The sequence below is a fragment of the Kitasatospora sp. NBC_00374 genome, from assembly GCF_041434935.1.
Taxonomy (GTDB): Bacteria; Actinomycetota; Actinomycetes; order Streptomycetales; family Streptomycetaceae; genus Kitasatospora.
The window spans coordinates 3,694,213-3,721,052 of record NZ_CP107964.1 but is presented as its reverse complement, the minus strand read 5'-3'; the positions used below and the strand labels follow the sequence as shown (position 1 = coordinate 3,721,052).

At 68.2% G+C, this 26,840-nt stretch carries 39 protein-coding genes; 37 read left to right on the top strand and 2 right to left on the bottom strand.

The window, feature by feature from the left end; translation table 11 throughout:
- The first annotated feature begins 465 nt into the window (after positions 1-465).
- From rpsJ to truA, 32 genes are all read left to right on the top strand, one after another.
- On the top strand, positions 466-774 hold the full coding sequence (rpsJ, locus tag OG871_RS16620; protein WP_012785157.1) for a 30S ribosomal protein S10: 309 nt from the start codon (positions 466-468) through the stop codon (positions 772-774).
- A 14-nt stretch (positions 775-788) separates the two neighbouring features.
- Positions 789-1,436: a 50S ribosomal protein L3 gene (rplC, locus tag OG871_RS16615; RefSeq protein WP_033824234.1), complete on the top strand. Its 648-nt coding sequence runs from the start codon at positions 789-791 to the stop codon at positions 1,434-1,436.
- Between the two features lie 4 nt (positions 1,437-1,440).
- A complete protein-coding gene (rplD, locus tag OG871_RS16610) occupies positions 1,441-2,118 on the top strand; it encodes a 50S ribosomal protein L4 (RefSeq protein ID WP_371497563.1) in 678 nt (225 codons plus the stop codon).
- Positions 2,118-2,441 carry a 50S ribosomal protein L23 gene (rplW, locus tag OG871_RS16605; protein ID WP_033824232.1) on the top strand — a complete coding sequence of 108 codons (324 nt, stop codon included), beginning with the start codon at positions 2,118-2,120 and terminating at the stop codon, positions 2,439-2,441. Before rplD ends, rplW begins: the two co-directional genes overlap by 1 nt.
- 35 nt (positions 2,442-2,476) lie before the next feature.
- Entirely contained in the window at positions 2,477-3,313 is an 837-nt protein-coding gene (gene rplB, locus OG871_RS16600; protein ID WP_350638220.1) for a 50S ribosomal protein L2, read from the top strand.
- 11 nt (positions 3,314-3,324) lie between these two features.
- A complete protein-coding gene (gene rpsS / locus OG871_RS16595; RefSeq protein ID WP_033824230.1) occupies positions 3,325-3,606 on the top strand; it encodes a 30S ribosomal protein S19 in 282 nt (93 codons plus the stop codon).
- Positions 3,607-3,691: 85 nt separating this feature from the next.
- On the top strand, positions 3,692-4,039 hold the full coding sequence (gene rplV, locus OG871_RS16590; protein ID WP_033824229.1) for a 50S ribosomal protein L22: 348 nt from the start codon (positions 3,692-3,694) through the stop codon (positions 4,037-4,039).
- Complete coding sequence (rpsC, locus tag OG871_RS16585; protein ID WP_033824228.1) at positions 4,039-4,863, top strand: 30S ribosomal protein S3; 825 nt, start codon at positions 4,039-4,041, stop codon at positions 4,861-4,863. The genes rplV and rpsC overlap by 1 nt, the downstream gene beginning before the upstream one ends.
- Positions 4,864-4,867: 4 nt before the next feature.
- Positions 4,868-5,287, top strand: coding sequence for a 50S ribosomal protein L16 (gene rplP / locus OG871_RS16580; protein WP_033824227.1), 420 nt, complete (start codon positions 4,868-4,870; stop codon positions 5,285-5,287).
- A complete protein-coding gene (rpmC, locus tag OG871_RS16575; RefSeq protein ID WP_030055825.1) occupies positions 5,287-5,511 on the top strand; it encodes a 50S ribosomal protein L29 in 225 nt (74 codons plus the stop codon). Before rplP ends, rpmC begins: the two co-directional genes overlap by 1 nt.
- Positions 5,511-5,783 (top strand): 30S ribosomal protein S17, encoded by a 273-nt coding sequence (rpsQ, locus tag OG871_RS16570; protein WP_033824226.1) that lies wholly within the window; start codon positions 5,511-5,513, stop codon positions 5,781-5,783. Before rpmC ends, rpsQ begins: the two co-directional genes overlap by 1 nt.
- A 99-nt stretch (positions 5,784-5,882) precedes the next feature.
- Entirely contained in the window at positions 5,883-6,254 is a 372-nt protein-coding gene (gene rplN / locus OG871_RS16565) for a 50S ribosomal protein L14 (protein WP_030263487.1), read from the top strand.
- Positions 6,255-6,269: 15 nt separating this feature from the next.
- Positions 6,270-6,581 carry a 50S ribosomal protein L24 gene (gene rplX / locus OG871_RS16560; protein WP_371503333.1) on the top strand — a complete coding sequence of 104 codons (312 nt, stop codon included), beginning with the start codon at positions 6,270-6,272 and terminating at the stop codon, positions 6,579-6,581.
- Positions 6,581-7,150 carry a 50S ribosomal protein L5 gene (gene rplE / locus OG871_RS16555; protein ID WP_371497561.1) on the top strand — a complete coding sequence of 190 codons (570 nt, stop codon included), beginning with the start codon at positions 6,581-6,583 and terminating at the stop codon, positions 7,148-7,150. Before rplX ends, rplE begins: the two co-directional genes overlap by 1 nt.
- 2 nt (positions 7,151-7,152) lie before the next feature.
- Complete coding sequence (locus OG871_RS16550; RefSeq protein ID WP_030263476.1) at positions 7,153-7,338, top strand: type Z 30S ribosomal protein S14; 186 nt, start codon at positions 7,153-7,155, stop codon at positions 7,336-7,338.
- 265 nt (positions 7,339-7,603) lie between these two features.
- The gene (gene rpsH, locus OG871_RS16545) at positions 7,604-8,011 is read left to right on the top strand and encodes a 30S ribosomal protein S8 (protein WP_371497560.1); all 408 of its coding nucleotides are present in this window, start codon (positions 7,604-7,606) and stop codon (positions 8,009-8,011) included.
- A 22-nt stretch (positions 8,012-8,033) separates the two neighbouring features.
- Complete coding sequence (rplF, locus tag OG871_RS16540; RefSeq protein WP_371497559.1) at positions 8,034-8,573, top strand: 50S ribosomal protein L6; 540 nt, start codon at positions 8,034-8,036, stop codon at positions 8,571-8,573.
- Between the two features lie 3 nt (positions 8,574-8,576).
- Positions 8,577-8,960: a 50S ribosomal protein L18 gene (rplR, locus tag OG871_RS16535; RefSeq protein ID WP_350638229.1), complete on the top strand. Its 384-nt coding sequence runs from the start codon at positions 8,577-8,579 to the stop codon at positions 8,958-8,960.
- 48 nt (positions 8,961-9,008) lie between these two features.
- The gene (gene rpsE / locus OG871_RS16530; RefSeq protein ID WP_033824222.1) at positions 9,009-9,632 is read left to right on the top strand and encodes a 30S ribosomal protein S5; all 624 of its coding nucleotides are present in this window, start codon (positions 9,009-9,011) and stop codon (positions 9,630-9,632) included.
- Complete coding sequence (gene rpmD, locus OG871_RS16525) at positions 9,632-9,814, top strand: 50S ribosomal protein L30 (protein WP_073924296.1); 183 nt, start codon at positions 9,632-9,634, stop codon at positions 9,812-9,814. Before rpsE ends, rpmD begins: the two co-directional genes overlap by 1 nt.
- Before the next feature lies 1 nt (position 9,815).
- Positions 9,816-10,268, top strand: a complete 453-nt coding sequence (gene rplO, locus OG871_RS16520) for a 50S ribosomal protein L15 (RefSeq protein ID WP_371497558.1) — start codon at positions 9,816-9,818, stop codon at positions 10,266-10,268.
- A gap of 281 nt (positions 10,269-10,549) precedes the next feature.
- The gene (gene secY, locus OG871_RS16515) at positions 10,550-11,857 is read left to right on the top strand and encodes a preprotein translocase subunit SecY (RefSeq protein WP_371497557.1); all 1,308 of its coding nucleotides are present in this window, start codon (positions 10,550-10,552) and stop codon (positions 11,855-11,857) included.
- The gene (locus OG871_RS16510; protein ID WP_371497556.1) at positions 11,857-12,516 is read left to right on the top strand and encodes an adenylate kinase; all 660 of its coding nucleotides are present in this window, start codon (positions 11,857-11,859) and stop codon (positions 12,514-12,516) included. Before secY ends, OG871_RS16510 begins: the two co-directional genes overlap by 1 nt.
- A gap of 138 nt (positions 12,517-12,654) precedes the next feature.
- Entirely contained in the window at positions 12,655-13,491 is an 837-nt protein-coding gene (gene map / locus OG871_RS16505) for a type I methionyl aminopeptidase (protein ID WP_371497555.1), read from the top strand.
- 121 nt (positions 13,492-13,612) lie between these two features.
- Positions 13,613-14,038 carry a large conductance mechanosensitive channel protein MscL gene (gene mscL / locus OG871_RS16500; RefSeq protein ID WP_371497554.1) on the top strand — a complete coding sequence of 142 codons (426 nt, stop codon included), beginning with the start codon at positions 13,613-13,615 and terminating at the stop codon, positions 14,036-14,038.
- 177 nt (positions 14,039-14,215) lie between these two features.
- Positions 14,216-14,437 (top strand): translation initiation factor IF-1, encoded by a 222-nt coding sequence (gene infA, locus OG871_RS16495; RefSeq protein WP_003956442.1) that lies wholly within the window; start codon positions 14,216-14,218, stop codon positions 14,435-14,437.
- A 35-nt stretch (positions 14,438-14,472) separates the two neighbouring features.
- Entirely contained in the window at positions 14,473-14,586 is a 114-nt protein-coding gene (rpmJ, locus tag OG871_RS16490; protein WP_003956441.1) for a 50S ribosomal protein L36, read from the top strand.
- Positions 14,587-14,765: 179 nt separating this feature from the next.
- Positions 14,766-15,146, top strand: a complete 381-nt coding sequence (gene rpsM / locus OG871_RS16485; protein WP_073924290.1) for a 30S ribosomal protein S13 — start codon at positions 14,766-14,768, stop codon at positions 15,144-15,146.
- Positions 15,147-15,219: 73 nt separating this feature from the next.
- Entirely contained in the window at positions 15,220-15,627 is a 408-nt protein-coding gene (gene rpsK / locus OG871_RS16480) for a 30S ribosomal protein S11 (RefSeq protein WP_014136257.1), read from the top strand.
- 128 nt (positions 15,628-15,755) lie between these two features.
- Positions 15,756-16,778 (top strand): DNA-directed RNA polymerase subunit alpha, encoded by a 1,023-nt coding sequence (locus OG871_RS16475; RefSeq protein ID WP_363635520.1) that lies wholly within the window; start codon positions 15,756-15,758, stop codon positions 16,776-16,778.
- Between the two features lie 130 nt (positions 16,779-16,908).
- Entirely contained in the window at positions 16,909-17,382 is a 474-nt protein-coding gene (rplQ, locus tag OG871_RS16470; protein ID WP_371497553.1) for a 50S ribosomal protein L17, read from the top strand.
- 81 nt (positions 17,383-17,463) lie between these two features.
- Entirely contained in the window at positions 17,464-18,366 is a 903-nt protein-coding gene (truA, locus tag OG871_RS16465; protein WP_371497552.1) for a tRNA pseudouridine(38-40) synthase TruA, read from the top strand.
- A gap of 22 nt (positions 18,367-18,388) precedes the next feature.
- Here truA and OG871_RS16460 read toward each other — a convergent pair whose 3' ends face one another.
- Positions 18,389-19,213, bottom strand: coding sequence for a hypothetical protein (locus OG871_RS16460; RefSeq protein ID WP_371497551.1), 825 nt, complete (start codon positions 19,211-19,213; stop codon positions 18,389-18,391).
- Between the two features lie 107 nt (positions 19,214-19,320).
- On the opposite strand from OG871_RS16460, the gene OG871_RS16455 reads away from it, so the two are divergent.
- The 4 genes from OG871_RS16455 (at position 19,321) to glmM (ending at position 23,740) form a co-directional block, all read left to right on the top strand.
- Positions 19,321-20,985, top strand: a complete 1,665-nt coding sequence (locus OG871_RS16455) for an ABC-F family ATP-binding cassette domain-containing protein (RefSeq protein WP_371497550.1) — start codon at positions 19,321-19,323, stop codon at positions 20,983-20,985.
- 226 nt (positions 20,986-21,211) lie between these two features.
- On the top strand, positions 21,212-21,655 hold the full coding sequence (gene rplM / locus OG871_RS16450) for a 50S ribosomal protein L13 (protein ID WP_033824211.1): 444 nt from the start codon (positions 21,212-21,214) through the stop codon (positions 21,653-21,655).
- A 48-nt stretch (positions 21,656-21,703) separates the two neighbouring features.
- A complete protein-coding gene (gene rpsI, locus OG871_RS16445) occupies positions 21,704-22,207 on the top strand; it encodes a 30S ribosomal protein S9 (RefSeq protein ID WP_035981606.1) in 504 nt (167 codons plus the stop codon).
- 165 nt (positions 22,208-22,372) lie between these two features.
- The gene (glmM, locus tag OG871_RS16440; protein WP_371497549.1) at positions 22,373-23,740 is read left to right on the top strand and encodes a phosphoglucosamine mutase; all 1,368 of its coding nucleotides are present in this window, start codon (positions 22,373-22,375) and stop codon (positions 23,738-23,740) included.
- Positions 23,741-23,821: 81 nt separating this feature from the next.
- On the opposite strand, the gene coaA is transcribed toward glmM, so the two are convergent.
- Positions 23,822-24,814, bottom strand: a complete 993-nt coding sequence (coaA, locus tag OG871_RS16435) for a type I pantothenate kinase (RefSeq protein ID WP_371497548.1) — start codon at positions 24,812-24,814, stop codon at positions 23,822-23,824.
- 100 nt (positions 24,815-24,914) lie between these two features.
- On the opposite strand from coaA, the gene glmS reads away from it, so the two are divergent.
- The gene (glmS, locus tag OG871_RS16430) at positions 24,915-26,771 is read left to right on the top strand and encodes a glutamine--fructose-6-phosphate transaminase (isomerizing) (RefSeq protein ID WP_371497547.1); all 1,857 of its coding nucleotides are present in this window, start codon (positions 24,915-24,917) and stop codon (positions 26,769-26,771) included.
- Positions 26,772-26,840 lie beyond the last annotated feature (69 nt).

Below are 26,840 nucleotides of genomic sequence, written 5' to 3'. Positions count from 1 at the left end.
CGCGGTGCACACCGCGTCGGGCCCGATTGGCTTTCCGGGTGACGGCTGTGGCAGTATGTCCAAGTTGCTCGGTTGAGTGCCGATGCTGCGCGCCTCCCGTCGGGAGGACCGGAAGCGAGTCCCATGTACTCGTCGTTCCCGTGATGGCCGTTCATGTGTTCACGTGCTTTGTGTGAATGCAGTGGTGTGTAGTCGACACCGCGGCAGCTGCGGGGCGGACGTACGGGAATCTTCCGGGAAGCGTGTGCGGGGCCTCGATCCGGCGCCTGGCGGGTGCAAGACCTGCCGAACCAAGCAGGAATCTGATACCGGAGTGACTCCGGGTCGGATTTTTTGCAAGCGGGAGTGCGACACGCCCGACCGCGTGGGTCGGACGGCAACCACCCGAAGGCGCCACCGGACCAGTCCACCCGGACGAATCCGGCAGCAGTAGCAGCAGACGAGACAAAGGACTACTGAGTAGCCATGGCGGGACAGAAGATCCGCATCCGGCTCAAGGCCTACGACCACGAGGTGATTGACTCCTCGGCGAAGAAGATCGTCGAGACCGTCATTCGCACTGGTGCTCAGGTCGCAGGCCCGGTGCCGCTGCCCACTGAGAAGAACGTGTACTGCGTCATCCGCTCGCCGCACAAGTACAAGGACTCGCGCGAGCACTTCGAGATGCGCACTCACAAGCGTCTGATCGACATCCTCGACCCGACCCCGAAGACCGTTGACTCGCTGATGCGCCTCGACCTTCCGGCCGGCGTCGACATCGAGATCAAGCTCTGAGAGGCGCGACGAAGATGGCAAAGCAGATTAAGGGCATCCTGGGCGAGAAGCTCGGCATGACCCAGGTCTGGGACGAGAACAACCGGATCGTTCCGGTGACCGTCGTCAAGGCCGGGCCCAATGTCGTGACCCAGGTCCACACCGCCGACAGCGCGAGCGGCTACGACGCCGTGCAGATCGGCTTCGGCGAGATCGACCCCCGCAAGGTGAACAAGCCCCTCGCGGGCCACTTCGCCAAGGCCGGTGTCACCCCGCGCCGCCACCTGGTCGAGCTGCGTACCTCGGACGCGTCCGAGTACACCCTCGGCCAGGAGATCACCGCTGAGCTGTTCGAGGCGGGTGTCAAGGTCGACGTGACCGGCACCTCCAAGGGCAAGGGCTTCGCCGGTGTCATGAAGCGTCACAACTTCAAGGGCCTCGGCGCCGGTCACGGCACCCAGCGTAAGCACCGTTCGCCCGGCTCCATCGGTGGCTGTGCCACCCCGGGCCGCGTGTTCAAGGGCATGCGTATGGCGGGTCGGATGGGCCACGAGCGTGTGACCACCCAGAACCTGACCGTGCACGCCGTTGACGCGGAGAAGGGCCTGCTCCTGATCAAGGGCGCAATCCCGGGCCCGAACGGCGGCCTCGTCCTCGTCCGCACCGCGGCGAAGGGGCTGTGAGGATATGAGCACCATTGACATCCTGTCGCCGGCCGGCGACAAGGCCGGCAGCCTCGAGCTGCCCGCCGAGATCTTCGACGCCAAGGTCAGCGTTCCGCTGATGCACCAGGTCGTCGTGGCGCAGCTCGCTGCGGCCCGTCAGGGCACTCACAAGACCAAGACCCGTGGCGAGGTCCGCGGCGGCGGCAGGAAGCCGTACCGCCAGAAGGGCACCGGCCGTGCCCGTCAGGGCTCGACCCGCGCTCCGCAGTTCGCCGGCGGTGGCGTCGTGCACGGTCCCGTGCCGCGTGACTACTCGCAGCGGACCCCGAAGAAGATGATCGCTGCCGCTCTCCGCGGTGCGCTCACCGACCGGGCCCGCCACAACCGCATCCACGTCATCACCGACGTGGTCGCGACCGAGGCGCCGTCGACCAAGGCCGCCAAGGGTCTGTTCGGCAAGATCACCGACCGCAAGAACGTCCTCCTGGTCGTCGAGCGTGCGGACGAGCTGGGCCTCAAGTCCGCTCGTAACCTGCCGAACGTGCACATCCTGGACGCCGGCCAGCTGAACACCTACGACGTGCTCGTCTCCGACGATGTGGTCTTCACCCAGGCTGCCTTCGAGCGTTTCGTGGCCGGTCCGGCCGCGTCCGCCAAGGCTGTTGCCGCTGAGGGCGAGCTCGAAGGGAGCGCCGCCTGATGGCTGCAGAGATCACGAGCAAGACGTACACGGACCCGCGTGACGTCCTGGTGAAGCCGGTCATCTCCGAGAAGAGCTACTCGCTCCTCGACGAGAACAAGTACACGTTCATCGTGTCGCCGGGTGCCAACAAGACCCAGATCAAGCAGGCCGTCGAGGCGGTCTTCTCGGTCAAGGTCGAGGCCGTCAACACGCTCAACCGTCAGGGCAAGCGCAAGCGCTCCAAGACGGGCTTTGGCAAGCGCAAGGACACCAAGCGCGCCATCGTGACGCTGGCCGAGGGCAACCGCATCGACATCTTCGGTGGTCCGGCCTCCGCCTGACGGGGTCGTGATCGTCGATAAGGACGAGGACGAAAATGGGTATCCGCAAGTACAAGCCGACTACGCCGGGCCGTCGTGGCTCCAGCGTGGCCGACTTCGTCGAAATCACGCGGTCCACGCCGGAGAAGTCGCTGGTTCGCCCCCTGCACAGCAAGGGCGGCCGTAACAACGCCGGTCGTATCACCGCTCGCCACCAGGGTGGCGGACACAAGCGCGCCTACCGCGTGATCGACTTCCGTCGTCACGACAAGGACGGCGTGCCGGCCAAGGTCGCTCACATCGAGTACGACCCCAACCGCACCGCGCGCATCGCGCTCCTGCACTACGCGGACGGCGAGAAGCGCTACATCATCGCCCCCCGCGGCGTTGCTCAGGGTGACCGGATCGAGAACGGCGCTGGCGCCGACATCAAGCCGGGCAACAACCTGCCGCTGCGCAACATCCCGGTTGGTACCACCATCCACGCGGTGGAGCTGCGTCCCGGTGGCGGTGCCAAGATGGCCCGCTCCGCCGGTGCCGGCATCCAGCTGCTCGCCCGTGAGGGTCGCATGGCGCACCTGCGCATGCCCTCCGGTGAGATCCGCCTGGTCGACGCCCGCTGCCGCGCCACCATCGGCGAGGTCGGCAACGCCGAGCAGTCGAACATCAACTGGGGCAAGGCCGGCCGTATGCGCTGGAAGGGCGTTCGCCCGACCGTGCGTGGTGTCGCCATGAACCCGATCGACCACCCGCACGGTGGTGGTGAGGGTAAGACCTCCGGTGGTCGTCACCCGGTCTCGCCGTGGGGCAAGCCCGAGGGCCGCACCCGTCGCCCGAACAAGGCGTCGGACAAGCTCATCGTGCGCCGCCGCAAGACCAACAAGAAGCGCTAGGAGCAGGTCAGATGCCGCGCAGTCTCAAGAAGGGCCCCTTCATCGACGGCCACCTTCTCAAGAAGGTGGACGCGCAGAACGAGGCGGGCACCCAGAACGTCATCAAGACCTGGTCCCGTCGTTCCGTGATCTTCCCGGCCATGCTCGGCCACACGATCGCGGTTCACGATGGCCGCAAGCACGTCCCGGTGTTCGTCACCGAGTCGATGGTCGGCCACAAGCTCGGCGAGTTCGCCCCCACGCGCACCTTCAAGGGGCACGTGAAGGAAGACCGCAAGTCGAAGCGTCGCTAAGCGTCACCTCGCAGCTTCGCAGCGGGTGCTCGCGAGCTTGAGCGCCAGCAAGACTCACATGACTTACACCAGCAAGGGGACAACCATGGAAGCCAGGGCCCAGGCGCGGTACATCCGCGTCACGCCCATGAAGGCCCGCCGCGTGGTGGACCTCATCCGTGGCCTGAACGCCACGGAGGCCCAGGCGGTCCTGCGTTTCGCTCCGCAGGCCGCGACCGTGCCGGTCGGCAAGGTGCTCGACAGCGCCATCGCCAACGCCGTGCACAACTACAACCACAACAACGTGGACGACCTCGTGATCTCCGAGGCGTACGTTGACGAGGGCCCGACCCTGAAGCGGTTCCGGCCGCGCGCCCAGGGCCGTGCCTACCGGATCCGCAAGCGGACCAGCCACATCACCGTGGTCGTCAGCAGCAAGGAAGGGACCCGGTAATGGGCCAGAAGGTTAACCCGCACGGGTTCCGCCTCGGCATCAGCACGGACTTCAAGTCCCGCTGGTACGCCGACAAGCTGTACAAGGACTACGTCAAGGAAGACGTTGCCATTCGTCGCATGATGACGAAGGGCATGGAGCGCGCCGGCATCTCGAAGGTTGAGATCGAGCGCACCCGCGACCGCGTCCGCGTCGACATCCACACCGCTCGTCCGGGCATCGTCATCGGTCGCCGCGGCGCGGAGGCCGACAAGATCCGGGGCAACCTGGAGAAGCTGACCGGCAAGCAGGTCCAGCTGAACATCCTCGAGGTCAAGAACCCCGAGCTGGACGCCCAGCTCGTGGCTCAGGGCGTCGCGGAGCAGCTGTCCTCCCGCGTCTCCTTCCGTCGTGCGATGCGCAAGTCGATGCAGAGCACCATGAAGGCCGGCGCCAAGGGCATCAAGGTCCAGTGCTCCGGTCGTCTCGGCGGCGCCGAGATGAGCCGTTCGGAGTTCTACCGCGAGGGTCGTGTGCCGCTGCACACCCTTCGTGCGAACGTCGACTACGGCTTCTTCGAGGCCAAGACGACCTTCGGCCGTATCGGCGTGAAGGTCTGGATCTACAAGGGCGACGTCAAGAACATCGCCGAGGTCCGCGCTGAGAACGCTGCTGCCCGCTCGGGCAACCGCCCGGCCCGCAACGACGCCCGCCCCGCGCGCGGCGAGCGTGGCGGCGCCCGTGGTGGCGAGCGTGGTGGCCGCGGCCGTCGCCCCCAGGGCACCGAGGCCTCGGCCCCGGTGACCGAGGCTCCGGCTGCAGAGAACACCGGAACGGAGGCCTGACCCCATGCTGATCCCTCGTAGGGTCAAGCACCGCAAGCAGCACCACCCGAAGCGCCGCGGTGCGGCCAAGGGTGGCACCGAGCTCGCATTCGGCGAGTACGGCATCCAGGCCGTTACCCCGGCCTACGTGACGAACCGTCAGATCGAGTCCGCTCGTATCGCGATCACCCGTCACATCCGCCGTGGTGGCAAGGTCTGGATCAACATTTACCCGGACCGCCCGCTCACCAAGAAGCCGGCCGAGACCCGCATGGGTTCCGGTAAGGGTTCGCCCGAGTGGTGGATCGCGAACGTGCACCCGGGTCGGGTCATGTTCGAGCTGTCGTACCCCAACGAGAAGGTGGCTCGTGAGGCGCTGACCCGCGCAGCTCACAAGCTCCCGATGAAGTGCCGGATTGTCCGGCGCGAGGCAGGTGAGAGCTGATGTCGGCCGGCACCAAGGCTGCTGAGCTGCGCGAGCTGGACAACGAGGGTCTCGTTGCCAAGCTCCGCGAGGCCAAGGAGGAGCTGTTCAACCTCCGCTTCCAGGCGGCGACCGGGCAGCTCGACAACCACGGACGGCTCAAGCTCGTCCGGAAGGACATCGCGCGGATCTACACCCTGATGCGCGAGCGCGAGCTGGGCATCGAGACGGTGGAGAACGCCTGATGACTGAGAACACCAACGAGACGCGCGGTTTCCGCAAGACCCGTGAGGGTCTCGTCGTCAGCGACAAGATGGACAAGACCGTCGTCGTCGCCGTCGAGGACCGCGTCAAGCACGCTCTGTACGGCAAGGTCATCCGCCGTACGAACAAGCTGAAGGCGCACGACGAGCAGAACGCTTGCGGCATCGGCGACCGGGTCCTCCTGATGGAGACCCGCCCGCTGTCCGCGACGAAGCGCTGGCGCGTCGTCGAGATCCTCGAGAAGGCCAAGTAACGAAGCCGATGTGGTACGGCCGTATGTGCTCGATGCAGCGATGCGATCGAGTGAGCAGCGGCCGGCCCGTCGACTCTCGTTGACGATCAGGAGAAAGCTGTGATCCAGCAGGAGTCGCGACTGCGCGTCGCCGACAACACTGGTGCCAAGGAGATCCTTTGCATCCGTGTTCTCGGTGGCTCCGGTCGCCGCTACGCCGGTATCGGGGACGTCATCGTCGCCACCGTCAAGGACGCGATCCCCGGTGGTTCGGTGAAGAAGGGTGACGTCGTCAAGTGCGTCATCGTTCGCACCGTCAAGGAGCGTCGTCGTCCGGATGGCTCGTACATCCGCTTCGACGAGAACGCTGCGGTTGTTCTCAAGAACACCGATGGTGACCCCCGTGGCACCCGCATCTTCGGCCCGGTGGGCCGCGAGCTGCGTGACAAGAAGTTCATGAAGATCATCTCGCTGGCGCCGGAGGTGCTCTAACCCATGGCGAACAGCATGAAGATCAAGAAGGGTGACCTGGTTCAGGTCATCACCGGCAAGGACCGCGGCAAGCAGGGCAAGGTCATCCAGGCCATCCCCGCCGAGAACAAGGTCCTCGTCGAGGGTGTGAACCGGGTCAAGAAGCACACCAAGCCGGGCCCGGGCACTCAGGGTGGCATTGTCACCGTCGAGGCCCCGGTGCACGTCTCCAACGTCCAGCTGGTCGTTGAGAAGGACGGCAAGAAGGTCGTCACCCGCGTTGGTTACCGCTTCGACGACGAGGGCAACAAGATCCGCGTTGCCAAGCGGACCGGTGAGGACATCTGATGTCTGAGACGACTGTTGAGAAGGTGGCCCCCCGCCTCAAGGAGCGTTACAACTCCGAGATCAAGGGCCAGCTGCGCGAGGAGTTCTCGTACGAGAACGTCATGCTGATCCCCGGCCTGGTCAAGGTCGTGGTCAACATGGGTGTCGGTGAGGCAGCCCGTGACAGCAAGCTGATCGAGGGCGCGATCAAGGACCTGACCGCGATCACCGGCCAGAAGCCGGCCGTGACCAAGGCCCGCAAGTCCATCGCGCAGTTCAAGCTCCGCGAGGGGCAGCCGATCGGCGCCCACGTCACCCTCCGTGGTGACCGCATGTGGGAGTTCGTGGACCGTCTGGTGTCGCTGGCTCTGCCGCGTATCCGTGACTTCCGCGGCCTCTCGCCCAAGCAGTTCGACGGCCGTGGCAACTACACGTTCGGTCTGACCGAGCAGGTTATGTTCCACGAGATCGACCAGGACAAGGTCGACCGTCAGCGCGGTATGGACATCACCGTCGTGACCACCGCTCAGACCGACGATGAAGGCCGGGCGCTGCTTCGCGCTCTGGGCTTCCCGTTCAAGGAGGCGTGAGCATGGCGAAGAAGGCCCTGATCGCAAAGGCCGAGCGCAAGCCGAAGTTTGGCGTTCGGGCTTACACCCGTTGCCAGCGCTGCGGCCGCCCGCACTCGGTGTACCGCAAGTTCGGCCTGTGCCGTGTGTGCCTCCGTGAGATGGCGCACCGCGGCGAGCTGCCGGGCGTGACCAAGAGCTCCTGGTAACCCCGGAGCGCCAGGCACACCAACGCGATGCAGTGGTGCCCGACCCCCGTCTTTTGGGTCTCCGTACGGAATCCCGTAAGGTAGTGGGGTCGGGCCCCCTGCCGCAGCATCTCCTATAGGTGCTCGCGGCTCTCTTCTGAGGGCTCGCACCCAGTCTTACTACGCCGCAGGTCCCCTGCGCTTGTGCCCCTTTCGCACTCTTTAGCGAGTGCGCGGAGGGGGACCTGGCGCGGAGAAACCACGGCGAGAGAGGCCTGAGGCCATCATGACCATGACCGACCCCATCGCAGACATGCTCACGCGTCTGCGTAACGCGAACTCGGCGTACCACGACACCGTGGCGATGCCGGCCAGCAAGATCAAGGCGCATGTCGCCGAGATCCTGCAGCAGGAGGGGTACATCTCCTCCTACAAGGTTGAGGAGCCGGCCGAGGGCGAGGTCGGCAAGAAGCTGACCATCGAGCTCAAGTTCGGTCCCAACCGTGAGCGCTCCATTGCCGGCATCAAGCGCATCAGCAAGCCGGGTCTGCGCGTTTACGCAAAGTCCACCAACCTGCCGAAGGTGCTCGGCGGCCTGGGCGTGGCGATCATCTCCACGTCCTCGGGTCTCCTCACCGACAAGCAGGCCGCCAAGAAGGGCGTAGGCGGAGAAGTTCTCGCCTACGTCTGGTAATTCGGGAAACGGAGGTACAGCAATGTCTCGCATTGGACGGCTGCCCATCCCGGTTCCCGCCGGCGTGGACGTCACCATCGATGGCCGCGAGGTGTCGGTGAAGGGCCCCAAGGGCTCCCTCACCCACGTCGTCGCCGCGCCGATCGAGATCGGCAAGGGCGAGGACGGCACCCTGCTCGTCACCCGCCCGAACGACGAGCGTCAGTCGAAGGCCCTTCACGGCCTGTCGCGGACGCTGGTGGCGAACATGATCACCGGCGTGACCGCGGGCTACCGCAAGTCGCTGGAGATCAGCGGTGTTGGTTACCGAGTCGCAGCGAAGGGCTCCGACATGGAGTTCCAGCTCGGCTACAGCCACCCGATCCTGATCGAGGCCCCGGAGGGCATCTCCTTCGTGGTCGAGTCGCCCACCAAGTTCCACGTGGACGGGATCGACAAGCAGCTCGTGGGTGAGGTTTCGGCCAAGATCCGCAAGCTGCGCAAGCCTGACCCGTACAAGGCCAAGGGCGTCAAGTACGCGGGCGAGGTCATCCGCCGCAAGGTCGGAAAGAGTGGTAAGTAAGCGATGAGCGTCTCTGTCAAGATCGGCAAGGGCAACGCCTACAAGAACGCCGCCCGCAAGCGCCGCGCCATCCGCGTTCGCAAGCGCGTCACCGGCACCGAGCTGCGTCCGCGGCTCGTGGTGACCCGCTCGAACCGTCACATGGTCGCCCAGGTCATCGACGACGCCAAGGGTCACACCCTGGCGTCGGCGTCCACCCTCGATGTTTCCATCCGTGGCAACGAGGGCGACAAGACCGAGCTGGCCAAGAAGGTCGGAGCCCTGGTCGCCGAGCGCGCCAAGGCCGCCGGCATCGAGTCGGTCGTCTTCGACCGCGCGGGCAACCGGTACGCCGGCCGCATCGCCGCCCTGGCGGACGCGGCTCGTGAGGCCGGGCTCGACTTCTAAGCCGCTCGTCGGCTCAGTCGACGGACGTAATCGAGAGAGGTAATTCCAATGGCTGGACCCCAGCGCCGCGGTAGCGGCGCCGGCGGCGGCACCGGCGGTGGCGAGCGGCGTGACCGTAAGCGTGACGACCGGGGCAACGCTCCCGCCGTCGAGAAGACTGCTTACGTTGAGCGCGTCGTAGCGATCAACCGAGTCGCCAAGGTTGTCAAGGGTGGTCGTCGTTTCAGCTTCACCGCGCTGGTCGTGGTGGGCGACGGTGACGGCACCGTGGGTGTCGGATACGGCAAGGCGAAGGAGGTTCCGGCCGCCATCGCCAAGGGCGTTGAGGAGGCCAAGAAGAACTTCTTCAAGGTCCCCCGTATCCAGGGCACCATCCCGCACCCGATCCAGGGCGAGAAGGCCGCTGGCGTCGTGCTCCTGAAGCCGGCTTCCCCCGGTACCGGCGTTATCGCCGGTGGCCCGGTGCGTGCCGTCCTGGAGTGCGCCGGCGTCCACGACATCCTGTCGAAGTCGCTCGGCTCGGACAACGCGATCAACATCGTGCACGCCACGGTGGCTGCTCTGAAGGGCCTCGTGCGCCCCGAGGAGATCGCTGCCCGCCGTGGCCTGCCGCTGGAGGACGTGGCTCCCGCCGCTCTGCTGCGGGCGCGTGCTGCAGGGGTGAGCGCCTGATGGCTCGCCTCAAGATCACGCAGACCAAGTCCTACATCGGTAGCAAGCAGAACCACCGTGACACCCTTCGTTCGCTTGGTCTCAAGCGGATGAACGACGTGGTCGTGAAGGAGGACCGTCCCGAGATCCGCGGGATGGCCCAGACTGTCCGTCACCTCGTCACGGTCGAGGAGGTTGACTGACATGGCGGACTCTCCGCTGAAGGTCCACAACCTGAAGCCTGCCCCGGGTGCCAAGACCGCCAAGATCCGTGTGGGTCGTGGTGAAGGTTCCAAGGGTAAGACCGCAGGTCGTGGTACCAAGGGCACCAAGGCCCGCTACCAGGTTCCGCAGCGCTTCGAGGGTGGCCAGATGCCCCTCCACATGCGCCTGCCGAAGCTGAAGGGCTTCAAGAACCCGGCCCACAAGCAGTTCCAGGTCGTGAACCTGGACAAGCTGGCCGAGCTCTACCCGCAGGGTGGCGAGGTCACCGTGGCCGACCTGATCGAGAAGGGCGCCGTTCGCAAGAACGAGCTCGTCAAGGTCCTCGGCCAGGGCGACATCGCGGTGGCGCTGCAGGTGACGGTCGACGCCGTCTCCGGCTCCGCGGCCGAGAAGATCACCGCCGCCGGCGGCACCGTCACCGAGCTCCTCTGAGCCTGTTGACCCCAGGGCCCCGCACTTCCCGAAAGGGAGGTGCGGGGCCTGCTGCATTTGTGGGCGAATTGTGTGTCAAAACCGGGCAAGCCGTACCCCGTCAGTGGGGGAGGAACGGCTCAAGCTTCTGCCCGATGGCCGCGCACTGTTAGAGTCCGTGGAGTTCCCTTGTACGCTGGCGCCAGGCTTGCCTGTGCCCAGCCCGTACGGGGGCGCGCAATCCACTCCCCATTCAGGACCGACCCTCCCGCCGACGATGTGCGGGAGGCGCAGGAGGCACCGTGCTCAGTGCGTTCGCGCGGGCGTTCCAGACGCCCGACCTGCGCAAGAAGCTGCTGTTCACGCTGGGCATCATGGTGCTGTTCAGGGCGGGCGCGCACATTCCCGTACCGGGCGTCAACTTTGTTGCCGTCAACCAGTGTCTGTCGGACAAGCCAGGTGGCCTGTTCGCCCTGGTGAACCTCTTCAGCGGAAATGCGCTGCTGCAGCTGACGATCTTCGCGCTCGGCATCATGCCGTACATCACGGCCAGCATCATCCTCCAGCTCCTCACCGTGGTCATTCCCCGGCTCGAGGCGCTGAAGAAGGAGGGCCAGGCCGGTACGGCGAAGATCACCCAGTACACCCGCTACCTGACCATCGCGCTCGCCGTGCTCCAGGGCACCGGCATCGTCGCGACGGCCTCCAGCGGCGCCCTGTTCAGCGGTTGCGCCTACGCCGACCAGGTCGTGCCGGACCAGTCCGTCTTCCGGATCGCCACCATGGTCATCACGATGACCGCGGGCACCACGGTGATCATGTGGCTGGGTGAGCTGATCACCGACCGCGGTATCGGCAACGGCATGTCCATCCTGATCTTCACCTCCATCGCGGCCGGCTTCCCCGGCTCGATGTGGCAGATCAAGCAGTCCGGCACCATCGGCGGCGGCTGGGTCGAGTTCTTCAGCGTCATCGCGGTCGGCATCGTCGTGGTCGGCCTGGTCATCTTCGTGGAGCAGGCACAGCGCCGGATTCCGGTGCAGTACGCGAAGCGCATGATCGGGCGGAAGGCGTTCGGCGGCACCTCGACCTACATCCCGCTGAAGGTGAACCAGGCGGGTGTGATCCCGGTCATCTTCGCCTCCTCGCTCCTCTACATTCCGGCCCTGGTGGTTCAGCTCACCAACAGCCAGGCCGGCTGGGCGACCTGGATCCGGACAAACTTCGTCAAGGGCGACCACCCGGTCTACATGATCACGTACTTCGTGCTGATCGTGTTCTTCGCCTTCTTCTACGTGGCCATCTCCTTCAACCCCGAAGAAGTTGCCGACAATATGAAGAAGTATGGTGGGTTCATCCCGGGTATCCGGGCCGGCCGACCGACGGCCGAGTACCTGAACTACGTGCTCACCCGTATCACGTGGCCGGGTTCGCTCTACCTGGGTCTGATCGCGTTGATCCCGATGATCGCCCTGGTCGCCTTCGGACAGCAGACCAACTTCCCGTTCGGCGGCACCAGCGTCCTCATCGTCGTCGGCGTGGGCCTCGAAACTGTCAAGCAGATCGAGAGCCAACTCCAGCAGCGTAACTACGAAGGGTTCCTCCGCTGATGCGAATCGTCCTCGTCGGGCCTCCCGGGGCCGGGAAGGGTACTCAGGCGCATGTCCTGGCCAAGACCCTGTCCATCCCGCACATCTCCACCGGAGACCTGTTCCGCGCCAACATCAGCCAGGGCACCCCGCTGGGGCTCGAGGCCAAGGCGTACATGAACGAGGGTCGTCTGGTGCCGGACGAGGTCACCATCGGGATGGCCAAGGACCGCATGCTCCAGCCGGACGCCGCCAACGGCTTCCTGCTCGACGGCTTCCCGCGGAACATCGGCCAGGCCAAGGCCCTGGACGAGTTCCTGGCCGAGCAGGCCATCTCCCTGGACGGTGTGCTCGACCTGGAGGTCCCCGAGGACGAGGTCGTCAACCGGATCGCCGGCCGCCGGCTCTGCCGCAACGACGGGGGCCACGTGTACCACGTGGTCTACAACCCGTCGAAGGAGGAGGGCCGCTGCGACGAGTGCGGTGGTGAGCTGTACCAGCGTCCGGACGACACCGAGGACAAGGTGCGGACCCGGCTTGAGGTCTACCACACGGAGACCGAGCCGATCATCGACTACTACGCGCAGCAGGGCCTGCTGGTGACCATCCCGGCCCTCGGCAAGGTGGACGAGGTCACCGCGCGGGCGATCGCCGCGCTGGAGAAGAACAAGGACGCCTGAGCGTCCTCGCAGTGCCAGTGAAACGGCCGGGGTGCCCCGCACGGGGCACCCCGGCCGTTTCCGGCGTCGTACGGTGGTAGGCAGCACGGCCGCCCGGCAAGGACCGGGTGCGCGACGAACAGTGGAAGGCGTGACCGGATGGTGGAGATCAAGACCCCCGAGCAGATCGCGAAGATGCGAGTGGCCGGGCTGGTCGTCGCCGAAGCGCTCAAGGCCTGCCGGGAGGCGGTCGCCCCGGGTGTGACCACCCAGGAGCTCAACGACATCGCGGCGAAGGTGATCGCCGACCACGGCGCCACCTCGAACTTCCGCGCGCACCACGGCGGACTGTGGTTCCCCGGGGTGATCTGCGCCTCGGTCAACAACGAGGTGGTGCACGGCATCCCCGGCGAGCGGGTGCTCCGCGAGGGCGACCTGATCTCGATCGACTGCGGTGCGATCGTGGACGGTTGGCACGGCGACGCGGCCATCACCGTCCCGGTCGGCGAGGTGGCCCCCGAGCACGCGCTGCTGAGCCGGGTGACCGAGGGCTCGATGTGGGCCGGCATCGCCCAGATGAAGAAGGGCAACCGGCTGGTCGACGTCTCCCGGGCGATCGAGGGCTACATCCGCCGCCAGCCGCTGCCGCCCAAGGGCAAGTGGGGCATCACCGAGGGGTACGGCGGCCACGGCATCGGCACCGCGATGCACATGGAGCCGCACGTGCTGAACTACGTCGCCGGCCGCGGCAAGGGCCCCAAGCTGATCCCCGGCACGGTGCTGGCGATCGAGCCGATGGTCGGCCTCGGCACCCCGCACACCACCACGCTGGAGGACGACTGGACGGTCGTCACCGACGACGGCACCTGGGCCTCGCACTGGGAGCACTCGGTGGCCGTCACCGAGCAGGGTCCGCTGGTGCTGACCGCCTTCGACGGCGGCCGGGCCGAGCTCGCCAAGCTGGGTATCACCGCAGCTCCGGACCCGTTGGCCTGATCGAAACGGTCTCAGGGCCTGGGGGCTTTCGGCCCCCAGGCCCTTTGTCCTATTTTGATACCGGGGAGAGTTTTCGCTAGGATCCCGCCTTTGACGACCACGACGACACAAGGGGCGAGCAGTGCTCAAGGGCTTCCGGGACTTCATGATGCGCGGCAACGTCATCGACATGGCGGTCGGTGTCGTGATCGGTGCCGCCTTCACCGGCGTGGTGACCGGCTTCGTGTCGGCCTTCCTCACCCCGCTGGTCGGCGTGGTGGTCGGCGCGGCCGGCGACTTCAGCAGCTACAAGTTCACCGTGGCCGGGGTCACCTTCCCGTACGGCCAGTTCCTCAATGTGCTGATCGCGTTCCTGATGACCGCCGCGGTGCTCTACTTCTGCGTGGTGCTGCCGGTCACCAAGGCGACCGCCCGCTACCTGCCGAAGAAGCCGAAGACCCCGAAGCGCCCCTGCCCGGAGTGCCTGACCGAGATCCCGCAGGCGGCCCGCCGTTGCGCGTCCTGCACCGCGGTGGTCGAGCCCGTGTCGGTCGGCGCCACGTACTGAGCGTGACCGGTCGGCATCGTTTTGGCGTCGGGTTGCTGCCTGACGTAGACTGATGCGTCGGCTCACTCGTAGCGTGCTTCGGCACGCCCTCTTCCCGTGAGGGTTGGGGTGGACCCAGGCTCGCACACGAGCGTGCCGCATGCGGTAGCCGGCCCCGGAAGGTGGATCTCGCAGTTCATGGCAAAGAAGCAAGGCGCCATTGAGATCGAGGGCACCGTGATCGAGTCTCTTCCGAACGCCATGTTCAAGGTCGAGCTGCAGAACGGTCACAAGGTCCTCGCGCACATCAGCGGCAAGATGCGGATGCACTACATCCGTATCCTCCCGGACGACCGGGTTGTCGTGGAGCTCAGCCCTTACGACCTGACTCGCGGCCGGATCGTCTACCGGTACAAGTAAGAACCTGTCAGATCTAGACCCGGAGAACCTGAACCATGAAGGTCAAGCCGAGCGTCAAGAAGATCTGCGACAAGTGCAAGGTGATCCGCCGTCACGGCCGGGTCATGGTGATCTGCGACAACCTGCGCCACAAGCAGCGCCAGGGCTGATCTCTCTCCCCGCATTTCTCGTAGTACTTCGCGCGACGCGCACAACGTCATAACGCGGGCTGCCCGATCCGTCCCTCGCGGGACGGACTGCCACCCCCGGTCAGAGGCCGGGGCTCCCTCGCCGAGAGGTGTTGGAGTAGGTACCCCGTAAGACCTCTGAAGAACCACAGGAGCCATGAATGGCACGCCTCGCCGGCGTTGATCTCCCCCGTGAGAAGCGGATCGAGATCGCCCTCACGTACGTCTACGGCATCGGCCGTACCCGCGCCCAGCAGTCGCTGGCCGAGACGGGCGTGAACCCCGACATCCGGGTCCGCGACATTTCCGAGGAAGACCTCGTGAAGCTCGCGCAGTGGATCGACGCCAACTACACGGTCGAGGGTGACCTCCGCCGTTCGGTCGCCGCCGACATCCGCCGCAAGGTCGAGATCGGCTGCTACGAGGGTCTGCGTCACCGCCGCGGCCTGCCCGTCCGCGGTCAGCGCACCCACACCAACGCGCGTACCCGCAAGGGCCCGCGTCGCGCGATTGCCGGTAAGAAGAAGCCGGGCAAGAAGTAGTCCGTCCCGTAACCGGACATCCCTCCGGCCCGCGGGATAGCGGACCGACCACCTCAGTAGGAGATACAGACTTATGCCCCCCAAGGGTCGTCAGGCTGCCGGCGCGAAGAAGATCCGCCGCAAGGAGAAGAAGAACGTCGCTCACGGGCACGCCCACATCAAGAGCACGTTCAACAACACCATCGTTTCGATCACCGACCCCTCGGGCAACGTGATCTCCTGGGCCTCTGCCGGTCACGTCGGCTTCAAGGGCTCGCGCAAGTCCACCCCGTTCGCCGCGCAGATGGCCGCCGAGGCCGCTGCCCGTCGCGCGCAGGAGCACGGCATGCGCAAGGTCGACGTCTTCGTGAAGGGTCCGGGCTCCGGCCGCGAGACCGCGATCCGCTCGCTCCAGGCCACCGGCCTGGAGGTGGGCTCGATCCAGGACGTCACCCCCACCCCGCACAACGGCTGCCGTCCGCCGAAGCGCCGCCGCGTCTGACGCAGCGCCCTTCGGGCACGCAGGTTGCTTTACACCACGTACGGGGTCCTGTTCGCGCAGGACCCCGTACGCTGGTTCTGTTCGGCATCAAATAGTGGGTGCCGAAGACAACTGGAGGATCTGAAAACATGCTGATCGCTCAGCGTCCCTCGCTGACCGAAGAGGTCGTCGACGAATTCCGCTCGCGGTTCGTGATCGAGCCGCTGGAGCCGGGCTTCGGCTACACCCTCGGCAACTCGCTCCGCCGTACGCTCCTCTCCTCGATCCCCGGCGCTGCTGTCACCAGCATCCGGGTCGACGGTGTCCTGCACGAGTTCACCACCGTGCCGGGCGTCAAGGAGGACGTCACCGACCTCATCCTCAACATCAAGCAGCTGGTCGTCTCCTCGGAGCACGACGAGCCGGTCGTGATGTACCTGCGCAAGCAGGGCCCGGGTGTGGTCACCGCCGCCGACATCGCGCCCCCGGCCGGTGTCGAGGTGCACAACCCCGAGCTGGTCCTCGCCACGCTGAACGGCAAGGGCAAGCTGGAGATGGAGCTGACCGTCGAGCGCGGTCGCGGCTACGTCTCCGCCGTGCAGAACAAGGCTTCCGGCCAGGAGATCGGCCGTATCCCGGTCGACTCGATCTACAGCCCCGTGCTGAAGGTCACCTACAAGGTCGAGGCCACCCGTGTCGAGCAGCGGACCGACTTCGACAAGCTGATCGTCGACGTCGAGACCAAGCCCGCCATGCGCCCGCGTGACGCCATGGCGTCGGCCGGTAAGACCCTCGTCGAGCTGTTCGGCCTCGCCCGCGAGCTGAACGTCGACGCCGAGGGCATCGACATGGGCCCGTCCCCGACGGACGCCGCCCTGGCCGCCGACCTGGCGCTGCCGATCGAGGAGCTCGAGCTCACCGTTCGGTCGTACAACTGCCTCAAGCGCGAGGGCATCCACACCGTGGGTGAGCTCGTCGCCCGCTCCGAGGCCGACCTGCTCGACATCCGCAACTTCGGTGCGAAGTCGATCGACGAGGTCAAGGCGAAGCTGGCCGGCATGGGCCTGGCCCTCAAGGACAGCCCGCCCGGATTCGACCCGACCGCCGCCGCCGACGCCTTCGGCGCCGACGACCTGGACGACGCGGGTTACGCGGAGACCGAGCAGTACTAGGAGTTTGGTTCGGGGGCGACTCCCTGCGGGTCGCCCCCGCATCGATGCAAGAAAGTCGTCCGGGCAACAGTGCCCGGCCGCCCGCTGCGGTACCTGGTACGGCCGCAGTCGGAGATTCAAGGAGTCATCCATGCCGCGTCCCACCAAGGGTGCCCGCCTCGGCGGCGGCCCGCACCACGAGCCGCTGCTGCTCGCCGGTCTGTGCCGGGAGCTGTTCCAGTACGGCCGCATCACCACGACCGAGGCCAAGGCCCGTCGGATGCGCCCGCTGGCGGAGAAGCTGATCACCAAGGCGAAGAAGGGCGACATCCACAACCGTCGCCTGGTTCGCAAGACGATCACCGACATCTCGGTGCTGCACACTCTCTTCACCGAGATCGCGCCGCGCTACGAGAACCGCCCGGGTGGTTACACCCGTATCACCAAGATCGGTCCCCGTCGTGGCGACAACGCCCCGATGGCCGTGATCGAGCTGGTCGAGGGCCTGACCGTCGCGCAGACCGCCGTCGGCGAGGCCGAGGGCGCCACCAAGCGTGCCGTCAAGGAGGCCGAGCAGGCCGCCGAGACCAAGGCCGACGAGACCACCGAGGTCGAGTCCGCCTGACACCGTCAGGTGCAGCTCGGGCCCGCTCTCCCAGCGATGGGGGAGCGGGCCCGTTCCTTTATCCCCGGGGAGTTTTCAGCAGTGCTCAAGGATTGCGAGCAGACGCCGCCGCAGCAGGACGGGCCCGCCGACGGGTACGTCCGGATCCGGCTGGACCTGGCCTACCACGGCGCGGAGTTCTCCGGCTGGGCGCGGCAGCCCGGACGGCGCACGGTGCAGGGCGAGATCGAGGACGCCCTGCGGGTCGTCACCCGCAGCTCGGAGACGTACGACCTCACGGTCGCCGGTCGCACCGACGCCGGCGTGCACGCCCGCGGTCAGGTCGCGCACGTCGACCTGCCGCAGGAGCTGTGGGCCGGCCACGGCGAGAAGCTGCTCCGGCGCCTGGCCGGGCGGCTGCCCGCGGACATCCGGATCTTCCGGGTGGGCGAGGCCCCGAGCGGCTTCGACGCCCGTTTCGCCGCCATCTGGCGCCGGTACGCGTACCGGGTCGCCGACCACCCCGGCGGGGTCGACCCGCTGCTGCGCGGGCATGTGCTCTGGCACGACCGGCCGGTGGACATCGACCTGATGAACGAGGCGGCCCGGCTGCTGGTCGGCGAGCACGACTTCGCCGCGTACTGCAAGAAGCGCGAGGGCGCGACCACCATCCGCACCCTGCTGGAACTGCACTGGGAGCGGGTGCCGGTGGACGGGTACGCGACCCAGGAGGGCAGCCTGGCGGTGGCCACCGTCCGGGCCGACGCGTTCTGCCACAACATGGTGCGGGCGCTGGTCGGCGCGATGCTGCTGGTCGGCGACGGGCACCGGCCGGTGGAGTTCCCCGGCCAGGTGCTGGCCGGCCGGGTGCGCAACTCCGCGGTCAACGTGATCCGGCCGTACGGGCTGACGCTGGAGGAGGTCGGCTACCCGGCCGACGACCAGCTCGCCGCGCGCAACCGGGCGGCCCGCCGGATGCGGACCCTGCCGGGCACCGAGGGCTGACGCCGGGGCCGCCCCGCCGGGCTCAGCCCGGCAGGTCGGCCAGACCGGCGCGGCCACGCTCCAGCAGGGTGTCGTAGACCGAGGCGGCGATGTCCTTGACCGCCTGCGGCGCGGCCGTGTCCGCGTCGGCGACCACCTTGCCGGTGGTCGGCCCGGCGACGGTGAAGTACGCGTACCGGCCGAGCGAGTTCCTGGCGGTGGCGCACGTCACGCCCGGGCAGAACGGCGTGGCCTTGTCCTTCACCAGCGGTAGGGCGTTGCCCTTGCCGTCGTTCTTGGCCTTGGCCGCCCGGGAGTCGCTCGCGAAGGTGGCGACGGCGACGGTGACCTGCAGCCCGGCGCCGTTGCCGTAGGTGGCGCGGTAGACGTTGTAGCAGCCGTTGCCGGTCAGCGCCTCGGTCAGGCCGCCCGCGGCGGAGCCCGTGCAGTCCTTGTCGAGGTCGGTGGCGAGCCGGGTGTAGGTGCGGCCCTGGACGGTCAGGGTCGCGGCGGGGAAGAGCGTGCCGACGCTGACGCTCGCCTTGTCCCACTTGGTGGAGCTGATCACCCCGAGCGGGGTGGTCGGCGGGGCGGCGCTCGCCGAGGCGGACGGGGACGCGTCGGCCGTGGCGGCGCCGGTCGGCGACGGGGCAGCGGAGGCCGGGGGCCGGGCGTCCGGGCCGGTGAGGGCGAGGGCCGCGGCCACGCCGCCGGCGGCCAGCGCCGTGCCGAGCACGCCGCCGCCGATCACGAACAGCCGCTTTCGTCGGCGGGCCTCGGCCTCGTTGCGGTCGGCGAGGGCGTACCAGTCGGGCTCCTCCGGAGGGCCCGGCCGTCCGCCGTACCCGCCCTGGGCTGGTGTGTTCATGATCGCGGATCCTATGGCACAGCCCGTTCCCGGGCCGCCGGGGTCACCGGACCGCCACACAAAAAAGCGGTTTGGAGTCCACCGCCGCCCCAGGCACAATCGCGGCCATGGGACACGTCGAGATTTCACACCTGGAGTACTACCTGCCGGACGGGCGGGTGCTGTTCGACGACGCGTCCTTCCGGGTGGGCGAGGGCGCCGCCGTCGCCCTGGTCGGTGCCAACGGCGCCGGCAAGACCACCCTGCTCCGCATGATCGCCGGTGACGTGCAGCCGCACGGCGGCACCGTCACCGTCAGCGGCGGGCTCGGCGTGATGCGCCAGTTCGTCGGCACCACCGGCCGCGAGGACCTGCGGGAGACCCCCGGCGCGCTGCCGCCGGACGCCTCCGTCCGGGACCTGCTGGTCTCCGTCGCGCCGCCGCGGATCGCCGTCGCCGCCAAGGCGGTGGACGCCGCCGAGCTGGCGATGATGGCGCAGGACGACGAGAAGACGCAGATGGCGTACGCGCAGGCGCTCTCCGACTGGGCGGACGTCGGCGGATACGACTACGAGACCGACTGGGACGTCTGCACCACCGCCGCGCTCGGGATGCCGTTCGACCGGGCGCAGTTCCGCGGTCTGAACACGCTGTCCGGCGGTGAGCAGAAGCGGCTGGTGCTGGAGTGCCTGCTGCGCGGCCCGGACGAGGTGCTGCTGCTCGACGAGCCGGACAACTACCTGGACGTGCCCGGCAAGCGCTGGCTGGAGGAGGCCGTCAAGGCCAGCTCCAAGACCGTGCTGTTCATCTCGCACGACCGCGAACTGCTCTCCCGGACCGCCGACAAGATCATCAGCGTCGAGTCGGGCTTCGGCGGGGGCGGCAGCAGCGTCTGGGTGCACGGTGGCGGCTTCGAGTCCTTCCACGAGGCCCGCAAGGAGCGGTTCGCCCGCTTCGAGGAGCTCGGCCGCCGCTGGGACGAGGAGCACGCCAAGCTCAAGAAGCTGGTGGTCAACCTGCGCCAGGCGGCCTCGGTCAGCCACGCCCTGGCCACCCGCTACGCCGCCGCGCAGACCCGGCTGAAGAAGTTCGAGGAGGCCGGCCGCCCGGAGGAGCCGCCGCGCGAGCAGAACATCACCATGCGGCTGAAGGGCGGCCGGACGGGCGTGCGGGCGCTCACCCTGGAGGGCCTGGAGCTCACCGGCCTGATGAAGCCGTTCGACCTGGAGGTCTACTACGGCGAGCGGGTCGCGGTGCTCGGCTCCAACGGCTCCGGCAAGTCGCACTTCCTGCGGCTGCTCGCCGGGGACGAGTCGGTCCGGCACGGCGGCACCTGGCGGCTCGGCGCGCGGGTGGTCCCCGGTCACTTCCGGCAGACCCACGCCCACCCGGAGCTGTTCGGCCGGACGGTGCGCTCGATCGTCGAGGAGGAGCACGCGCTCAGCCGCGGCGCCGCGATGGGCGCGCTGCGCCGGTACGAGCTGGACCGGCAGGAGGAGCAGCGGTTCGAGTCGCTCTCCGGCGGTCAGCAGGCCCGGTTGATGATCCTCAAGCTGGAGCTCTCCGGGGTCACCGCGCTGCTGCTCGACGAGCCGACCGACAACCTGGACCTGGAGAGCGCGGAGGCCCTGCAGGAGGGCCTGGAGGCCTTCGACGGCACGGTGCTGTGCGTCACCCACGACCGCTGGTTCACCCGGAGCTTCGACCGTTTCCTGGTGTTCGGGTCGGACGGGCGGGTGTACGAGGCGCCGGAACCGGTCTGGGACGAGACCCGGGTGGTGCGTGATCGTTGAGCCCGGCGGCTGAGCGTTTTTGACCGGTGCGGTGCGGGCCGGTAGTCTGGGCCCTTGTTGTGCGTATTGGCTCGCTCCATCTCACGTGAGAGGTCGGTACGCCGGAGACACCAGGCCGATGTTCAGCGGCCCTTCTCTGAATTGCGTCCAGAGCGGGCAAGGCTGATCAACTCGTCCAGCGTGCTCCTGTCAAGGACACACTCACTGAAAAGCGAAGGCTACGACCGTGCGTACGTACAGCCCCAAGCCCGGCGACGTCCAGCGTCAGTGGCACGTCATCGACGCGAACGACGTCGTGCTCGGCCGCCTGGCCTCCCAGGCCGCCTCCATCCTGCGGGGCAAGCACAAGGCGATCTACGCGCCGCACGTTGACACCGGTGACTTCGTCATCATCATCAACGCTGACAAGGTGCACCTGTCGGGCAACAAGAAGACCCAGAAGCTGGCGTACCGTCACAGCGGTTTCCCGGGCGGTCTCCGCTCGGTCCGCTACGACGAGCTGCTCGACAAGAACCCCGAGAAGGCCGTCGAGAAGGCCATCAAGGGCATGCTTCCCAAGAACAGCCTGGGCCGCCAGATGCTCTCCAAGCTGAAGGTCTACTCGGGCGACCAGCACCCGCACGCTGCGCAGCAGCCGGTGCCGTTCGAGATCACCCAGGTCGCGCAGTAATTCCGGCCACCAAACCCCATCACTGAAAAGCAGGAGCTGAGGAACACCGTGGCCGAGACTGCCATCGAGAACACCCTCGAGGTCGAGTTCGACGAGAACGTCGACGAGTACACCTCCGAGACCGAGTACAGCACTGAGTCGCTGGCCGGCCGCTTCGGCGAGGCCACCCCGGGCGCCGGCCTCGGCCGCCGCAAGGAGGCGATCGCCCGCGTGCGCATCGTCCCCGGCACCGGCAAGTGGAAGATCAACGGCCGCACCCTGGAGAACTACTTCCCCAACAAGGTGCACCAGCAGACCGTCAACGAGCCGTTCAAGCTCCTTGAGCTCGACGGCCGTTACGACGTCGTGGCCCGCATCGCGGGTGGCGGCGTCTCCGGTCAGGCCTACGCGCTGCGCCTCGGCGTGGCCCGCGCCCTGAACGAGGCCGACGTGGACAACAACCGCGCCGCCCTCAAGAAGGCCGGTTTCCTGATGCGTGACGCGCGTGCCGTCGAGCGCAAGAAGGCCGGTCTCAAGAAGGCCCGCAAGGCGCCGCAGTACAGCAAGCGCTAATTGCGCCCCGGGGGGTGCGTGCCGCCCAGGTGGTGCGCACCCCCGGGTGCACCTCGTACGCCCCGGAGTACCTCAGGTACTCCGGGGCGTCGTGCTCCCCAGGCCTGGTGCGAAGGCGGGAGCGGTCGGATGATTTTGCCAGCAGGGGCGACAAAGGACGGAAGCATGGGACGACTCTTCGGTACGGACGGGGTACGCGGTGTGGCCAACGAGGGCCTGACCGCCGAACTGGCCCTGGGCCTGTCGGTCGCGGCGGCCCATGTGCTCGGTGACGCGGGAGCCTTCGACGGCCACCGTCCGGTCGCCGTGGTCGGCCGCGACCCGCGTGCCTCCGGGGAGTTCCTGGAGGCCGCCGTGATCGCCGGCCTCGCCAGCGCCGGGGTGGACGTGCTCCGGGTCGGTGTCCTGCCCACCCCCGCCGTGGCGTACCTCACCGGCTCGCTCGGCGCGGACTTCGGCGTGATGCTCTCCGCCAGCCACAACGCCATGCCGGACAACGGCATCAAGTTCCTCGCCCGCGGCGGCCACAAGCTGGACGACGCCATCGAGGACGCCATCGAGGAGCACTACCACCGCTACGGCGTCGGCACCGACGAGGACTGGAAGCGCCCGACCGGCGCGGCCGTCGGCCGGGTCCGGCAGTACACCGAGGGCTTCGACCGCTACGTCGCCCACCTGGTCGCCGTCCTGCCGAACCGCCTGGACGGCGTCAAGGTCGTCATCGACGGCGCGCACGGCGCGGCGGCCCGGGTCGCCCCCGAGGCCTTCGCCCGGGCCGGCGCCGAGGTGGTCTACACGCTGGGCGCCGAGCCCAACGGCCTCAACATCAACGACGGTGTCGGCTCCACCCACCTCGACAAGCTCCGCGTCGCCATGCACGAGCACAAGGCCGACCTCGGCATCGCCCTGGACGGCGACGCCGACCGCTGCCTGGCCGCCGACGCGGACGGCAACGAGGTCGACGGCGACCAGATCATCGCGATCCTGGCGGTCGCCATGCGCGAGGCCGGCACCCTGCGCGGCAACACCGCCGTCGCCACCGTGATGTCGAACCTGGGCTTCAAGCTGGCCATGGAGCGCGAGGGCATCGACCTCGTCCAGACCGCCGTCGGCGACCGCTACGTGCTGGAGGAGATGAAGCAGCACGGCTTCGCCCTCGGCGGCGAGCAGTCCGGCCACGTCATCCTGCTGGACCACGCCACCACCGGCGACGGCACCCTCACCGGCCTGATGCTGGGCGCCCGCCTGGCCGCGACCAAGCAGTCGCTGGCCGAGCTGGCCGACGTGATGACCCGGCTGCCGCAGGTCCTGATCAACGTCAAGGGCGTCGACCGGAGCCGGGTGGCGAGCTCGCTGGAGCTGACCGCCGCCGTCTCCGAGGCCGAGGCGGAGCTGGGCGCCACCGGCCGGGTGCTGCTGCGCCCCTCGGGGACCGAGCCGCTGGTGCGGGTGATGGTCGAGGCCGCCGACGAGGTGCAGGCCAAGGCCGTCGCCGGGCGCCTCGCCGAGGCGGTCCGCATCCACCTGGGCTGACACCCGCCCTGAAAACTCGTCAGCGCGCCTCCCCGGGGAGGCGCGCTGACGAGTTCTCAGGCCCGGCCGGGCGGCCTGCCCTCAGAGCTTGCGCAGCAGCGCGCGCCGCACCTTGTGGTCGGCGCCCTTCTGGAGCACCAGGGTGGCGCGGCCGCGGGTGGGCAGCACGTTCTCCAGCAGGTTGGGCTTGTTGATGGTGCGCCAGACCTGGCGGCCGTACTCCATCGCCTCCTCCTCCGGGACTTCGGTGAACCGGCGGAAGTAGGAGTTCGGGTTCTGGAAGGCGGTGTCGCGCAGCTTCTTGAAGCGCGACAGGTACCAGCTCTCGATGTCGTCGGTCCGGGCGTCGACGTAGATCGAGAAGTCGAAGTAGTCGGCGACCGCCAGGCGGGTGCGGCCGTCGGTGCCGGGCAGGGCCGGCTGGAGGACGTTCAGGCCCTCGACGATCAGGATGTCCGGGCGCTCCACGGTGAGGCGACGGTCCGGCACGATGTCGTACACCAGGTGCGAGTACACCGGGGCGGACACCTGCTCCTTGCCGGCCTTCACGTCCGCCACGAAGCGCATCAGCGCCCGGCGGTCGTACGACTCCGGGAAGCCCTTGCGGGCCATCAGGCCGCGGCGGCGCAGCTCGGCGTTGGGCAGCAGGAATCCGTCGGTGGTGACCAGCTCGACCCGCGGGTGCTCGGGCCAGCGCGCCAGCAGCGCCTTGAGCAGGCGGGCGGTGGTGGACTTGCCGACCGCCACCGAGCCGGCCACGCCGATCACGAATGGGGTCCGGACCCGCTCGGTGTCGGCGACGTCCAGGAAGGTGCCGACGGCGCCGCGCAGCTCGTGGGTGGCGTGGATGTAGAGGTTGAGCAGCCGGGACAGCGGCAGGTAGACGTCCCGGACCTCGTCGAGGTCCAGGGCCGTGCCGAGGCCGCGGAGCCGCTCGACCTCCTCGGCGGTCAGCGGCAGCGGGGTCCGTTCGCGCAGGGCGCTCCACTCCGCCCGGTCCAGGTCCACGTACGGGGAGGGCGTGGGGGTGGCGGGAGCGCCCCGGCTACAGAGTTCGGTCAGCACGAGCTCCATTGTGGGCCGTACGGAGCCGGGCCGGTGCTGTGGTGTCGGTCACCCGTCGGGGCACCGGCCGCGGGAGAAGCCGAACGCGCGCCCGCATATGCTGGCGCACATGTGCGGAATTGTTGGATATGTGGGCCCCCAGCAGGCCCTGGACGTAGTGATCGCAGGTCTGCAGCGGCTGGAGTACCGCGGGTACGACTCGGCCGGTGTGGCCGTGCAGACGCAGGGCTCCGACGGGCAGTGGAGCCTCGCCACGGACAAGCGGGCAGGCAAGCTCGTCAATCTTCAGAAGTCGCTGGCCGAGACCCCTCTCGCGGCCGGCACCACGGGCATCGGCCACACCCGCTGGGCCACCCACGGCGGCCCGACGGACGCCAATGCCCACCCCCACCTGGACGACGCCGAGCGGGTGGCGGTCGTCCACAACGGCATCATCGAGAACTTCGCGCAGCTGCGCGCCGCGATCGCCGAGCGCGGCCACACCCTGCGCTCGGAGACCGACACCGAGGTCGTCGCCCACCTGCTCGCCGAGGCTTACGACGGCGACCTGGCGGAGGCCATGCGGGCGGTCTGCCGCCAGCTCGACGGTGCCTTCACGCTGGTCGCGGTGCACGCGGACGCCCCGGACGTGGTGGTCGGCGCCCGCCGCAACTCGCCGCTGGTGGTCGGGCGCGGCGAGGGCGAGAACTTCCTCGCCTCGGACGTGGCCGCGTTCATCGCGCACACCCGCGAGGCGATCGAGCTGGGCCAGGACCAGGTCGTCGAGCTGCGCCACGGCGCGGTGACCGTCACCAACTTCGACGGAACCCCCGCCGAGGTGCGCGAGTACCACGTCGACTGGGACGCCTCCGCCGCCGAGAAGGGCGGCTACGACTACTTCATGCTCAAGGAGATCGCCGAGCAGCCGAAGGCCGTCGCGGACACCCTGCTCGGCCGGATCGGCACCGACGGGCGGCTGACCCTCGACGAGCTGCGCATCCCGGACCAGGTGCTTCGCGAGGTCGACAAGGTCGTCATCGTGGCCTGCGGCACCGCCTTCCACGCGGGCATGATCGCCAAGTACGCGATCGAGCACTGGACCCGGGTCCCCTGCGAGGTCGAGGTCGCCTCGGAGTTCCGCTACCGGGACCCGATCCTGGACAACCGCACGCTGGTCATCGCCATCTCCCAGTCCGGCGAGACCATGGACACCCTGATGGCCCTGCGGCACGCCCGTGAGCAGGGCGCCAAGGTGCTGGCGATCTGCAACACCAACGGCTCGACCATCCCCCGCGAGTCGGACGCGGTGCTGTACACCCACGCCGGGCCGGAGGTCGCGGTCGCCTCGACCAAGGCGTTCCTGACCCAGCTGGTGGCCTGCTACCTGGTGGCGCTGTACCTGGGCCAGGTGCGCGGCACCAAGTGGGGCGACGAGATCCAGGCCGTCATCAAGGAGCTCGGCGACGCGCCGAAGCAGGTCGAGCAGGTCCTGGAGACCATGGAGCCGGTGCGCGAGCTGGCCCGCTCGCTGGCCGACGCCAAGTCGGTGCTGTTCCTCGGCCGCCACGTGGGCTTCCCGGTCGCCCTGGAGGGCGCGCTGAAGCTCAAGGAGCTCGCGTACATGCACGCCGAGGGCTTCGCGGCGGGCGAGCTCAAGCACGGGCCGATCGCGCTGATCGAGGAGGGGCTGCCGGTCGTCGTGGTCGTGCCCTCGCCGCGCGGGCGGTCGATCCTGCACGACAAGATCGTCTCCAACATCCAGGAGATCCGGGCCCGCGGCGCCCGCACCATCGTGATCGCGGAGGAGGGGGACGAGGCGGTCGTCCCGTACGCCGACCACCTGATCCGCATCCCGGTCACCCCGGTGCTGCTCCAGCCGCTGGTGTCGACCGTGCCGCTGCAGGTGTTCGCCTGCGAGCTGGCCACCGCCAAGGGCCACGAGGTGGACCAGCCGCGCAACCTGGCGAAGTCCGTCACCGTCGAGTAGGGCGGAACCGAACGGGGAGGGGCCCGCCGCGAGTGATCGCGGCGGGCCCCTCCGGTGTTGTCCGGCTCA